This window comes from Cupriavidus sp. BIC8F, from assembly GCF_032465815.1.
Taxonomy (GTDB): Bacteria; Pseudomonadota; Gammaproteobacteria; order Burkholderiales; family Burkholderiaceae; genus Cupriavidus; species Cupriavidus necator.
In genome coordinates this window covers 3,302,381-3,315,931 of sequence record NZ_CP136094.1, presented here as the reverse complement: position 1 = coordinate 3,315,931, position 13,551 = coordinate 3,302,381, and the positions used below count along the sequence as shown (strand labels likewise).

The window sequence follows — 13,551 nt, the reverse complement described above, 5'->3', positions numbered from 1 at the left end:
TGTCATCTGCCCCAGCTAGGCTGGCCGGCCTTTCAGCGATTGTTGAGATCCTGTATGGCCACCGTCGAGCGCACCGCCTACCCGCGTTTCCCGAAGGTCTTTTCCCTCAAGGAATTGCGGGCCTGCTACACACCCAGCGCGGAGGAGCTGGACTGGGCGACCCGGTCCACTCGCGGGCAGGAATCGCGACTCGGTCTGCTGGTGCTCCTGAAGGTCTTTCAGCAGCTACACCACTTCCCGGACCTTGACACAATTCCTGCCAGCGTGACGGAGCTGGTACGCATCAGCGCCGGCCTGAACCCAGGTACGAGGTTTGGCTATGACCGAAAGGTGTCGCCGACCTTGTTCCGGCACTACAGGGCGGTGCGAGAGTTCCTTGGCATCCAGGCCTACCTCGGCACCGATGCCAACGAGGTTACTATGCGCGCCGCGCGCGACGCCGCCGAAACGATGGACCAGCCGGTTGACATCATCAACGCGACGATTGACGCCCTGGTCCTGCGTCAGATCGAACTGCCATCCTTCTCCACGTTGGATGCCATCGTCGAGCAGGTCCACGCTCGCACGCAAACGGCCCTATTTCGTCGTATCACACGACGCCTGTCCGAGGACGAGCGGAACCGGCTTGACCGGCTGCTGACCCGAGACCTGGCGAGCCGTCAGACCGCTTATCACAACATCAAGCGCCACGCGCTGCGTCCCTCGCGCAAGCACCTGACTCTGCTTATCGAGCATCTGACCTGGCTGGACACCATTGGCGACTTTTCCAAGACCGTTGCAGGCGTGCCGGCGTCGAAGCTGCGGTCCTTGGCGAGCCAGGCCATGAGCCTGGACGCGGCCAATCTCAAGGAGATCTTGCCGGAGAAGCGCTATACGCTGATGGTGGCGCTCCTCAATCAAATGCGGGTACGAGTACGGGACGATCTCGCCGAAATGTTTATCCGGCGCATGAGCGCCATTCACAAGCGGGCACGGGAGGAATTACAGCAAATCCAGTCGCGCCGGCGCGCGCAAATGGAAAAGCTCGTCGCGCTGCTCGATGGCGTGGTTGAGATCGTCGCCCAGGGCGACGACGATGCTCAGATCGGCGTGGAGGTACGTCGCCTTCTTGCCCCCTCAGGCGATTTGGAGCCGCTACGCGAGAGCTGCGCCGAGGTCCGCGCCTTCAGCGGCAACAACTACTTGCCCCTCTTGTGGCGGCATTTTCGCCCGCGCCGCTCGGTAATGTTACGCCTCGCCGAAGTGCTGAAGTGGCAGTCAACCACCCAGTCGTGCACCCTGCTGGCCGCACTGGCAGTGGTGTTGAAGAATGCGGCGCTACACCGCGAGTGGCTTTCCACCGACGTCGATCTGAGCTTCGCCTCGGAGCGCTGGAGCAAGCTCGTCTATCGCGCTGACAATCTGGGGCCTGGCATCAATCGGCGCCATCTGGAGCTCTGCGTACTTTCGCATATGGCCGGCGAATTGCGCTCTGGCGACCTCTGTGTCGTCGGCTCAGACGCGTATGCCGACTACCGGCTGCATCTGTTGCCCTGGCGTGAATGCGAGCGGCGCCTCCCTGACTACTGCGCCAAGCTGGAGATGCCGGCCAACGCGCAAGATTTCGTTGCACACCTACGTGAGTGGTTGGCTGCGACGGCACAGAATTTGGACGACAGCTTCCCGAGCAAGCGTCAGCACGTCACCATTGGCCGCAAGGGCGAGCCGGTACTCCGTCGGACCGTCGCCAAGGAAATCCCCGCCAGCGCGCTTGCGCTTCAGCAGACGCTGATCGGCCACATGCCGAACCGCAACCTGTTGGACGTCCTGGCCAACATCGAGCATTGGACCCACTTCACGCGCCACTTCGGCCCGCTCTCCGGCAGCGATCCCAAGATCCGCCATGCCGCCGAGCGCTACTTGCTGACGATCTTCGCGATGGGTTGCAATCTCGACCCCACGCAGGCAGCTCGCCACATGGGCGAACGGGTGACGCCGCACATGATGTCATTCGTCAATCGGCGGCATATGAGTCTCGAACGCCTTGAAACCGCGCAGCGCGAATTGATCGAGTTGTATCTCCAGTTCGACCTGCCCAAGCATTGGGGGGACGGTAAGACCGTGGCGGCTGACGGCACGCAATACGATTTCTACGACAATAACCTGCTCACGGGCTACCACTTCCGCTACCGCAAGAAGGGCGCGGTGGCTTACCGGCATGTCGCAGACAACTACATCGCCGTATTCCGACACTTCATCCCGCCCGGCGTGTGGGAGGCGGTCTACGTCATCGAAGGCTTGCTCAAGGCAGGCCTGAGCGTGGAGGCAGACACGGTGCATGCCGACACCCAGGGCCAGTCAGCTGCCGTTTTTGCCTTTACCTACCTGCTGGGCATCAACCTAATGCCGCGGATTCGTAACTGGCAGGATCTGAAACTCTACCGAGCCGATTCCACCTCCAAATATCGTCACATTGACCGCCTTTTTTCGGCCGCGGTGGATTGGGACTTGATCACCCTTCACTGGCAGGATCTGATGCAGGTCGCATTGTCGATCCAGGCCGGAACCATATCCTCTCCCCTACTGCTGCGCCGCTTGGGATCGGATAGTCGCAAGAATCGCCTCCTGCTGGCCGCCCAAGAACTGGGCAAGGTTGTTCGCACCGTGTTCTTGCTGGAGTGGATCGGAAACCGCGAACTGCGCCAAGAAATCACTGCGACGACCAACAAGATCGAGTCCTACAATGGCTTTGCCAAGTGGTTCTCGTTCGGCGGCGATGTGCTGCCCGTGAACGACCCCGACGAGCAGCAAAAGCGATTGCGCTACAACGATCTGATCGCCTCCGCAGTGATCCTTCAGAACACCGCCGACATGATGCAGGCGCTTCGTGCCATGGAAAAGGACGGTATCAAGGTCGACGTGGACGACATCAGCTTCCTCAGCCCATATCTCACCAGCAACATCAAGCGCTTTGGCGCTACAAGCTAAACCTTGAGCGGACTCCAGAGGCCTGGATCCACGACAGTATTTTCGCTGCCCCAGCATTCTCCGTTCGGAAACCACGCCATGCCTAACACCCAGACCCCTTATGACCCGGTTGACACCGAGGCCTTGCGCTGCCTGCGGGACAGTTTCGACACCAGGGAGATCCTGCGCATTGTGGACCTCGTTGATACGATTCGAACCCGATTGTGCGAGCCAGAAGGTATTCGCGACGACTTACTCCAATTACATGGCACGGCCCATACGGTTCTCAATGGTGCCAGTCTCGTCTCGGGAGCAGCGAATCCAGGCTTGGTCGAGCAGGCCGAGAGCATTTTGGAGGAACTGGAAGACTTGATACGGGTGCTCCAGCACGCGGTGCACGTGCTCCGCCCACTAGAGCTTCTCCGACCATCTGACGACGCGTGACAGGCTTGCTGCATCGATAGCTGCCCTGCCCTTCAATTGCCGGCAGTCCATCCTGTACTGCCTTCGCGCCTTTCTCCCGGCTGAGAACAAGAAAAGCCTTCGTACGCCTCAATCGCCCGCCTTATATCAAAGGAGCACAGTTAAGCGGATTCATCATAACCGGGGGGCTTATGATAGCGGATTGGGCGTATCTTGGTCGGAGGCCAGGCACGTTCCCCTATCTGGGACCGATTAACCCCACACACCATCCGCCGACTGCCAGATACGAACAGTCAGGCAGTCGCTCCTTACGCTACCGCGGCTTGCGGCTGCCCAATTTAGAGAATCAGGCAAACAACAAATAGGAATACGCCTTCAAGAAATAAGTGCACTTTCGTAGTATGGCTTCACTAACAAGGAGGGCATAATGCAAAAAGTTTGGTTTATAACTGGAGCAAGCCGTGGACTGGGCGCCGAAATTGCCAAGGCCGCGCTGGCCGCCGGCGACAGGGTAGTGGCGACGGGACGCGATCCGGACCATGTGCGCGCAGCGCTTAGCAAAGAAGACGATCATTTGCTGGTAATGCGCTTGGACGTCACCCGCGAAGCTGAAGTGCAGGCCGCGGTCGACGCGGCGCTTCAACAGTTCGGACGCATCGACGTCCTAGTCAACAACGCAGGATACGGTCATCTAGGCTTTTTCGAAGAAGCCACTGCAGCGGATGTCAATATGCAGTTCGACAGTAATGTCTTCGGACTGATGCACGTCACCCGCGCCGTGCTGCCAGCGATGCGAACGGCGCGCGCTGGTCGCATCTTCAATTTGTCGTCCCTGGCTGGCATGCGCGGATCAGCATTCAGTCCGCTTTATTGTGCCAGCAAGTTCGCAGTGGAAGGCTTCTCCGAAGCGCTCGCCGAGGAGCTTGCCCCGTTCGGTATTCGTGTGACGATCATCGCCCCTGGGCCATTCCGCACGGATTTCCTGTCCGCCCGCTCGCTCCAGGTTGCAGGGGCCGAGTTGCCAGATTACGCGCCCACCCGCGACACGATCAGGGCGACCTTTGAAGCGCGCAATGGACGCCAAGCAGGCGACCCATTGAAACTAGCAGCGGCTGTCGTGGAACTGGCGAACCACCCTCACCCCCCGTTGCGCTTTGTGGCCGGCACCGCGGCATTCGAGGTCGTGCTGAAGAAATTGGCCGCAATGCGCATCGATATCGAAGCCTGGCGAGATCGATCCATCGCCACCGACGGCGACTATGAGGACGCACGCCCTTGGCAGCCGCCTAGCCATACGGCGTCATCCTGAAATCACGCAGCCCTGCGCGCTCTCGCCACATTCCCCAGCTGGCAAACGCGGACGGATGCTCAGATCTCGTCCTCCGTAGCGCAAGAGGCATCGCTTGCCGCGCAACGGACTCCCGAGATCGATGTGCGGCCCGGATCACGACCCATCTTCGACACTACTCACTGAAATTGAGTAGGGTGAGGGCTGGGTCACCCCCCAGCGCTCTCACATACATGGACGCCCCGTTTTGCCAGGCCTTCATTGATGACGGGTCGATGATCGAGATTGTGGCCGTATATCCGGACTTTTGCGGAGGCGAATGCCTCTGCCCCTGATGGAATCTGTTGATCGGGCTCTAATCACTATCTCGCGCTCGAAGCGTCTGTGACAGGCCAGAGTTTCCCGATCCCGGCCCAACCTATCTTGCCATCACGTCATGACTGCCCGAGCAATCTCCTGGTGGAGGGGAACCTGTCCTAGACCGCTTGACCTACGCGCCGACTTCAGACGACGCGTGGACCCAAGCGGAACGTACTACCTTGCGTGAGCAGCGCCCACTTAACTCGAGCGTTCCTGTTAGCGACAGCCACCACGACAATATTTTTATGACGTCGCGTCAGCAAGCGACGGAGCCAGCCGGAGAACGCATTGCCCTTGTTGCAGGCGTAGCGGACGACAGCCCGTGCGCCGTGCACCATCACAGTCAAAGCGATATCGCCGTGCTTGCTGAGTTCGCCTTGCCTCCGCTCGAATGCTGTCTTGGCACCAGCCCCCAAGCGGCCAATGGTCGAGCGTTGCTGACGCGGTTGGCCTGTGCAGTACGAGCGCGAACGAACCCTTGACGGGCGCGATGTAGTGCGAGAACCGCCTGTTGCTCGATGTATTTGACGGGCACAAACCGCATGGATAGACACCTCGGTGGCCTGGGAGCCGATTTCGCGCGCCCACAGAGAATCACCGGCGAGCGTTTTCAGGCGACCCATCAGGTTCTCAGCCGGCGAGCGCCGATGGTAGCTGCTGGACGCCTTTCATTCGCGCCGGCTGCTTTTCTCGATCGCATCGTCGGCGTCTTACGCCAGGCCGCACCCAGTGTACGCTCGGACCAAGGCTTCGCTCCCTCGCGGGGCGGAATCGATGGTTGCGCACCGCGCGCGGCAATCGCCGCGTGGCACGGTTTGCTGTCGTAGACGCCGTCGCCGCCGATGGTGTGGATCGGCGTGTCAGCCGGGATCTGATCGAGCAGATCGGACAACATTTCGCCATCGCCGACGTCCTGATGGGTCATCAAGGCAGCGCAAACCTGGCCGGTCTTTGCATCCATCGCCAGATGGACCTTGCGCCAAGTCTTTCGATAGTGGATGGACAATGTACTTCAGCACATCTGTTTGGAGCACGGGCCCATGATGCAATTTGCTCCGTCCATCGCCGCTCGGGTCATTTCGATCCCTGTCGAGATTTTTTTATCGATTCAGTATTCTGAGTTCATGCCGCGATATTCACCAGGCGCCAAGCCAGTTTCCTTGCGAAATACTTGCGAAAAGTGGCTCGGGCTGGAGTAGCCTACCGACAAACCGACATCGACAATCGAGCTGCCGCTTTCTCGTAGAAGTCGTCTTGCCTGCTCCATACGCAGTCGAATGAAATACCGCGACGGCGACATACCGGTAGCTTGTTTGAATACGCGGCTAAAGTGGTACTCGCTCAATCCCGCCAGTTCCGCATACTGGCCGAGGTTGAATGCTTCGGACAAACTCTCCTTCATCACTTCGAAGATACGGTGAAGTTTATAGGCCGGCAAGCCTCCCCTCAGCACTCGGTGGTGTGACACCTCCTTTTCGTATGTGCGGACCAGGTGCACGGTAAGGACCTGCGCCAACCCTTGTATTGCGCTCGCGCTGGCCTGGTGCTGCTCACTGAGTTCGCGGTACATGAAACCCAGCAAACCCGACAGCATTTCGTCGCTTTCGCCGGAAACTTCACGCAAGGCGAAATCGCCCATCGCCTTGTTTCGGATTTCCCTGATAACACGCTTCAATAGCAAGAGGCCGATGTAGATGTGCATGACAGTAAACGGCTGCGCATCCCCGGCCCGCCAACGTAGCTCGGTTGGTTCCGTAGCGGTCGTGAGAAAGAAATCGCCAGCCTTAACGCCATTTGCCAACCAGGTCCCACCCAAGGGGCGCTCTTCGACTACTGCCTCGCCGGAAAGTATCCAGACGATGAGCGGCTCGGGCACCGCGGGAATGATGACGCTGTCTTGCGTCCTATGTCGCGACAGGACTTGCACAAACACATCTTCGGACGATTGCGCTTTGTATTCCCTGATGAGCTCACCGGGGATGTGCTCTTCCAGCGCCTCTGCGGAAGTATGCACTAGATGTTGCATGACAGCCTCATAAATTCACCATTTCAATCGCAATATCGCGATAGTTGCAGCAAGGGCGCGAGCGACACTCAAACACCTGTTCGGCATCATGATGCACACGCACATCATCCCCATCCCACCTTAAAAGCATGCGGTTATACACAATTGTCCCCATCATCGACGACTCGTAATCCTCGCAAAGTCTTCGCAGCGACATGAACTTCTTTCAGGCCAAGCCAAATCGTCTTCACGCCGGGCTCCCCATCGCTCTTCCGGCCGAGGAAGCCGCCAAGGCGTGCAATCAGGCGAAGCACTTCATTCAGCGTTGGCTTAGCAGGCTGTTTGACACGGGTCAGCAGATAGGCGCCGCGTATTTCATCCGGGTCGAAGAACAAGTCAGCGTCCAGGTCCGGGCAAGTGCGTCCGAGCCGCATCAGATGCGCTATGCGCCAAGCGACGACCATGAACAGTGCCAAAGCGCGCTCAAGGCGTTCTATCGCCGACAACTGGAGCGCTTCAACGCGACAGGCGTTCTTCAGGATGTTGAACAGCGTCTCTATCTCCCAGCGCGCGCGGTACCAGTCAATAAGCTCAATCGCATCGTCCAGACTAGCTGCGCTGCGATTTGTCAGGAGGCGCCACTCGATTGGCTTGACGCCGGCAGGCGCATCAAACTCGCGTGCGACGATGCTCGTCGCCGCGACCGTCTTGCCCTTACCTGCTGGCAGATCAACCCGTTGCACCCAGAGTTGCTGACGCACGGTGCGGGCCTTGACGCCATGGCGCGATCCCATCGTGAAAGCGATCTCGCCAATAGGCTTGCCGCTGATGGTGCGCTGCCACAGCTTCTCGCCATCCGGCAGGCAGCGATTGTGGGCCGCACGTATGAGCCAGTCGGCGGGCGTACCGAGTTCTTGAGCATGCAGCATCAACGCCATCAAGTCGGCTTCGCGGTCTGCGACATAGACCAAGCGCGTGCTGGGGAGCTCCAGGGCCATTTCAGCGATGCGCTCGTAACCTTCAATCCAACGCAAGCTTTCCTTTGGCCCACCGCGTTTGCCGAATTTATCCCGCTTCTCACGCGCCCACATCCACGCGTCCAGCACACCAAGCGGTTCGCGTTGCGGCGTGACGGCGTAGGTCGGATGGAGATACATACCCCGCTGCGCCTCATAGCTCAGCGGCCCCAGACCGATAGCCCCTTGACCGTTAAAATCAAGTTCCGTCGTATCCTGAAGACACAGCACGACGGGTTCAGCCCCCATTCTCTGCCGGGTCTGCTGCCAGTGCGGCGCCAGAATATCGCGCCAGTCAACGCTGTCGTTGCCAAAGAAGCGATACGCTCCCATGGTCTCGCTCCAGCCGTGGCAAGCCTTCGGTACGCTGGCCATCGGATCGGCCGCAAATCGCTCCATCAACATCCTCGCTCGCTTGTCGAGGCGCGCATCACCGAGATCCAGGTGGGCAAACTCAGTCGCTGCCCAGTGTGTCGATTCAATCGTCAACGCGTCACCCAAAATGCGACAGTAAACGCGAGACTTAGAGAGTTTACAAGGGGCGCTTCAACTCGTTGAAAGTAAACGCTTTTCCCGGGCGCTCTGGTCGCTTTGGAAGGTCAGAGATGTGTAAAACCGCATGGAATGAACGTCGCCTCCTGATGCAGCGTGAAGGGGATGATCTCTGCCTCACCAGGCGGCGGCTGCCGCCGTACAACCGTGGTCGCGCACTGAGCCCATGCCTGCATCCACGCTCTCATGCCGCTGCGCATCAACAGCACGAGGCCCTGGCCGCGAGGAATCTCGCAGGGCAATCCAAGTGCCTGTTGCCTCAGATCTTCATAGCGCGGAATCAGTCCGTCATTGCACAGCGCACGATCCGGCAATGACACGGACGGCTTCGTTACGGTTTTTTTGGCGCAGGAACTGCCGTTCGATACTGCGCGGATGAATCTGTACGCCGAAGTTCTGGCGTACCAGACTGGCCAATCGCTCCGCTCGCACCGTAGGCTCGGCAACCCGCGCCTGCCCCAGAAATTCGATCACTGCCGGAGTCAATTTGTGGAAGCTGCGCGGCCCGGTCTTCCGCGGAATTAAACCGGCCAGCCCACCCTGCTCGAAGGCCGCCTGAGCCTGATAGAACGACGGGCGGGAGAAACCGAACGCCTTGGCCGCTTCGCTGATCGACCACTTGTCCACGTGCACGGCACGCAGCATCTCGTACTTGACCTGCAGCAGATCGTGGGGATCGAAGAACTCTCTGTCCCGAAACAGAGGATGTGTCACGGCATCTGGACGAGGATTGAGGCTCGCCTCCTGCCGCAGTGCGCGGTGCTTGTCCTCTTTGCGTCGGTCTGTCGCCATGCACGACCCTCAAGAAACAGGCCAAATCATTGTAAATTTAATTATGTACCATATTTTAAAAGTTTCAAGCCAGAAGTCTTGAGTTCTTGCGGGAATCAGCCTTCCTAGGAGTTTGTCGGGCTTTGCAGTCTTCCGCAAGATGACGTTGTCCGAGATAATCGCTGGCGCACAACCAAAGACCTACCCGATGAGCCGCTTCGTTCCCGTAGACCGAGATACCGCGTACCTGTTGCCGCCCTCAGTGGACGAATGGCTGCCCGATGATCACTTGGCGCGCTTCGTAGTCGAAGTCATCGAGCAGCTCGATCTGAGCGAACTGACACGCCAATACGCGGGCCGGGGTTCGGCGGCGCACCATCCCGCCGTGTTGCTGGGCTTGCTGATCTACGGCTATGCCAATGGCGTGCACTCGAGCCGCAAGCTCGAACGCGCGACCTACGACTCGGTGGCCTTCCGCTATGTGGCAGCCAACACCCACCCGGATCACGACACGCTGGCGACGTTCCGGCGTCGATTCCTGAAGGAGGTGGAGGCGCTGTTTGTGCAGGTGCTGGTGCTGGCGCGCGAGATGAAACTGCTCAAGCTCGGGCACATTGCGCTGGACGGCACCAAGATCGACGCGAACGCGAGCAAGCACCGCGCCCTGTCGTGGGGTCATGCCCAAAAGATCGAGGCGCAGTTACGACAGGAAGTGCAGGCCCTGCTTGCGCTGGCCGAGAACAGCGACCGCGCAGCCATCCCGGATGGCATGGACGTGCCGGCGGAGATCGCTCGACGCGAAGACCGCTTGAGCGCGATGGCGCTGGCCAAGGCAAAGATCGAGCAGCGCGCCGCCGAGCGTCATCAACTCGAACAGCAGGAGTACGAGGCCAAGACGGCTAAGCGCAAGTCTCAGCGGGACGCTGGCAAGAAGCCGCGCGGCAAGGATCCCGAGCCACCAGAGGCGGGGCCCAAGGATGGCGATCAGGTGAACCTCACGGATGAAGAGTCACGCATCATGCCCGTCTCGGGGGTGGCTTCGAACAAAGCTACAACGCGCAAGCCGGGGTAGACACAGAGACGATGATGGTGGTCACCCAGCACGTGAGCCAGGCGTGCAACGACAAGCGCGAAGTCGTGCCCACGCTGGAGCAGATCGCGGCGTTGCCTGCGGTGCTGGGCGAGGTGCGCACGCTGATCACGGACAACGGCTTCTTCAGTCAGGCCAACGTGATCGCGTGCCACGATGCAGGGATCGAGCCGCTGCTGGCGCTAAGGCGGGAGCCGCATCATGCCCCTGTGCTGGAGCGCTTTGCCCCCGATGTGCCGCAGCCCCAGACCACGGACCCGGTTGTGCAGATGGCGCACCGACTGGGCACACAAGCCGGGCGCGCCCTCTACAGCTTGCGCAAGCAGACGGTGGAGCCGGTGTTCGGCATCATCAAACGGGTAATGGGTTGGCGCCAGATGAGCATGCGCGGGCTGGACAAGGCGCAAGGCGAATGGAGTCTTGTGACCATGGCCTGGAACATCAAGCGCATGCACGTTCTGCGAGCGGTTGGATAGCAAAGTGCGCCTCGACTACCCAAAGCCGAGCCCCTAAGGCGCTCCAATGTGCCATCACAGTGCCTCGTCAACCATCAAGAGCGTTCGATCAGCGCGATTGCCGTCCAAAAATCTCGTCGCACCGATCATTCGGATTCGCCCGGGCTCAAGTCCGACGGACTCCTAGCTAATCGTGTTCCGAAAAAGACCGGTTGAAAGCCTTGTGGAGCAATTTTAGCACGGTGTTTCGTGCATTCTCATCTTCGATGGTTTCTGCACCAGCGATGGCCTCTGCAAAGGATTCGTCGTCTCCCACAATCTGAGCGCATTTGGCGGCGGCTGCCGGGCTGACGTGGTCTCGCTTCAGCCAGTTAGAGAGTGCGTTGTGTCTGACACCCAGTGCCTTAGCCACAGCGCCCTTCTTGCCGCCGTAGTGCGAGATTGCCGCCTTCAGGAAAGTAACAGATTTAATCAATGTTCGCTCCTGAGAAGCTGAGAAGCTGAGAAGCCATAAATTCTTTCAATCCTCACGGCGTTGTTGCACAAATCAGTTTGAAAGCTGAGGTTCCCTTGTGCGGCTGAATTCATGCGATGCGGACGGACTGCGGGCGAGCAAGCGCCACCATGCGGTTGAGCACGCCCGCACGAATGGACACCTCGGCGGCCTGGGAGCCGATCTCGCGCGCCCATAGGGAGTTTTCAGTGAGCGCTTTGAGACGGCCCATGAGGTTCTCAGCCAGCGAGCGCCGGTGATATCCGCTGGACGCCTTCCATTCGCGCCGGCTACTTTTCTCGATGGCATCGATGACGTCGTTACGCCGGGCCGCACCTGGCGTATGCTCGGCCCAGGGCTTCGCGCCCTCGCGGGGCGGAATCGATGGTTGCGCACCTCGCACGGCAATCGCCGCGTGACACGGCTTGCTGTCGTAGGCACCGTCTCCCCGATGGTGTCGATCGGCATATCAGCCGGGATCTGATCGAGCAGGTCGGACAACACTTCGCCATCGCCGACGTCCTGATGGGTCATCAAGGCGGCGCAAACCTGCCCAGTCTTGGCGTCCATCGCGAGATGAACCTTGCGCCAAGTGCGCCGCTTGAGTAGCCGTGCTTGCGCACTTTCCATTCTCCCTCGCCAAATACCTTCAGGCCCGTGCTGTCCACCACCAGGTGCAGCGGTTCATCAGTTCGCAGGGAGGGCAATACGACCTCCAGATCCTGCGCGCGGCGACTCACCGTCGAGTAGTGCGGCACAGGCAGATTGGCAAAGGCAAGCTTGCGCAAGCTGCCAGCGAAGCCCTGCAGCGCGCGCAGTGGAAGCCTGAACACTTGCTTCAGACCAAGCAGCATCTGAATCACGGCATCCGTATAGACCAGCGGATGGCCTCGCTTGGGCACTCCGGCTTCTGGGACCGCCTGCAGCAGATCTTGATCGATCCACACCGTGACATCTCCTCTGGCGATCAGCCCAGCGTTGTATTGCGCCCAGTTCCTGACGCGGTAAACCGCCTTGGGCTCGCTTTGCTGTCGTTTGTCCTTGCGCATCGTCCTGGCAAAAATCCAAGACACTACGCCGCCTTACCGAAAGTAAACAGGGCTGTCGCCCAGACCGTTGCGCGTAAACGTCAGGCGCAGCCCATGGATTTGTGCAACAACGCCAATCCTCACCACTTTCGACGTTGTGAAGCTGAACGAAGTGTAGGTGGTAAACAAGGCCGGGTAAATGTCGTTCTCCTGTTCGAGTTTGCCAGGATGTGTGCCACAGCGCAGATGGGAGCAGCTTGAATTTGCCGCGGTACGGGACAAACAGGCGACGCGAATTGAGCGCAGACATTAAGAACTCATCTCGTTATACGGAAGTCATGAGTGCGACACGTGCTGCTTGCCCGCGGCGTGTTGGCAGTGAAGTTGTAGCGGGTGGCAAAGCTCGTTGTTGTCTTGTCACGCACGGCAGCTACGTGTCGTGACCTGCTGTACGACCAGCAGTTGCCTACCCGGACATGCGTCGCTGGTAACGGCGGGGTGTGAAGCTCCGGGGACAAAGTACTTCGCGATCAGCAGCCCATCCCGGCGACGGGAGTGGGTGACACTGCCAGCCGCAGGCGGTGTGAAGGCCAGGCAAGTTCCGCATGCGCAACGGAAGTGAATCGCCGATAAACCTCGTAATCTGTGACGGGCTTAATGGCTGTCAGGCCTGGACCAAAAAGGTGCGCCGCCGGTTGCTCTTTTTCGTGATGGGAGCACGTCGTCATCGGGGCGGCCGGGGAGAGGCGGGCGCTAAACGGATAGGCCTCGGGTCAGAGGATATGACCGAGGTCGGCAACAATGGGAACGTGGTAAGCCCGTACAGCTGCCGAGGTGCTAGATTGACTTGGGCAGGCGAACCGCAAGGACCGCTGTGGGTTGTGCGGGTAAGAGAACGCGCAGAAAGCGAATGGCGGACTGTAATGGTTCATAGGGGTTCAAACTTTGCCCCGACCCGAAAGGGTGCAGACTTGCGCGAGGTGTAGCTGTCGCAAACCAGTATCTAAGGTCCGAGGTGGGGCAGCTTGGAAGAGACTGTTCTTACGGCAGTTCAGCGTCCCCGTCTCAGCGATGAGATGGGCCAACGATATGACGTGAGCGAAGGTCTTGTGTTGCATGGCACG

At 59.6% G+C, this 13,551-nt stretch carries 6 protein-coding genes and 5 pseudogenes; 4 read left to right on the top strand and 7 right to left on the bottom strand.

Going from position 1 to position 13,551, the window contains the following annotated elements:
* The first annotated feature begins 54 nt into the window (after positions 1–54).
* From RS901_RS15345 to RS901_RS15335, 3 genes and pseudogenes are all read left to right on the top strand, one after another.
* Positions 55–3,053 (top strand): annotated as a pseudogene (locus RS901_RS15345) (Tn3 family transposase).
* A complete protein-coding gene (tnpC, locus tag RS901_RS15340; protein ID WP_316149643.1) occupies positions 3,046–3,390 on the top strand; it encodes a Tn3 family transposase post-transcriptional regulator TnpC in 345 nt (114 codons plus the stop codon). Before RS901_RS15345 ends, tnpC begins: the two are co-directional and overlap by 8 nt.
* 406 nt (positions 3,391–3,796) lie before the next feature.
* Entirely contained in the window at positions 3,797–4,678 is an 882-nt protein-coding gene (locus tag RS901_RS15335; RefSeq protein WP_316149642.1) for an oxidoreductase, read from the top strand.
* Between the two features lie 482 nt (positions 4,679–5,160).
* Here RS901_RS15335 and RS901_RS15330 read toward each other — a convergent pair.
* From RS901_RS15330 to RS901_RS15310, 5 genes and pseudogenes are all read right to left on the bottom strand, one after another.
* A pseudogene (locus tag RS901_RS15330) lies at positions 5,161–5,564 on the bottom strand (transposase); the annotation flags it as partial.
* Positions 5,557–6,008: pseudogene (locus RS901_RS15325) on the bottom strand (IS5 family transposase); the annotation flags it as partial. The pseudogenes RS901_RS15330 and RS901_RS15325, both read right to left, overlap by 8 nt.
* Before the next feature lie 117 nt (positions 6,009–6,125).
* A complete protein-coding gene (locus RS901_RS15320) occupies positions 6,126–7,043 on the bottom strand; it encodes an AraC family transcriptional regulator (protein WP_316149641.1) in 918 nt (305 codons plus the stop codon).
* 134 nt (positions 7,044–7,177) lie between these two features.
* Complete coding sequence (locus RS901_RS15315) at positions 7,178–8,527, bottom strand: IS4 family transposase (protein ID WP_425476451.1); 1,350 nt, start codon at positions 8,525–8,527, stop codon at positions 7,178–7,180.
* A gap of 351 nt (positions 8,528–8,878) precedes the next feature.
* Positions 8,879–9,382 (bottom strand): helix-turn-helix domain-containing protein, encoded by a 504-nt coding sequence (locus RS901_RS15310; RefSeq protein WP_316149639.1) that lies wholly within the window; start codon positions 9,380–9,382, stop codon positions 8,879–8,881.
* 187 nt (positions 9,383–9,569) lie between these two features.
* Here RS901_RS15310 and RS901_RS15305 point away from each other — a divergent pair.
* A pseudogene (locus tag RS901_RS15305) lies at positions 9,570–10,927 on the top strand (IS1182 family transposase).
* A gap of 166 nt (positions 10,928–11,093) precedes the next feature.
* Here the strand turns inward: RS901_RS15305 and RS901_RS15300 are convergent.
* Together RS901_RS15300 and RS901_RS15295 are read right to left on the bottom strand one after the other, a co-directional pair.
* Positions 11,094–11,381, bottom strand: coding sequence for a hypothetical protein (locus tag RS901_RS15300; protein WP_316149638.1), 288 nt, complete (start codon positions 11,379–11,381; stop codon positions 11,094–11,096).
* 109 nt (positions 11,382–11,490) lie between these two features.
* Positions 11,491–12,448 (bottom strand): annotated as a pseudogene (locus RS901_RS15295) (IS5 family transposase).
* Positions 12,449–13,551: the final 1,103 nt, after the last annotated feature.

Coding starts and splice junctions, on each gene's coding strand:
- tnpC (WP_316149643.1), top strand. CDS start 3,046: ATGCCTAACACCCAGACCCCTTATGACCCGGTTGACACCGAGGCCTTG.
- RS901_RS15335 (WP_316149642.1), top strand. CDS start 3,797: ATGCAAAAAGTTTGGTTTATAACTGGAGCAAGCCGTGGACTGGGCGCC.
- RS901_RS15320 (WP_316149641.1), bottom strand. CDS start 7,043: ATGCAACATCTAGTGCATACTTCCGCAGAGGCGCTGGAAGAGCACATC.
- RS901_RS15310 (WP_316149639.1), bottom strand. CDS start 9,382: ATGGCGACAGACCGACGCAAAGAGGACAAGCACCGCGCACTGCGGCAG.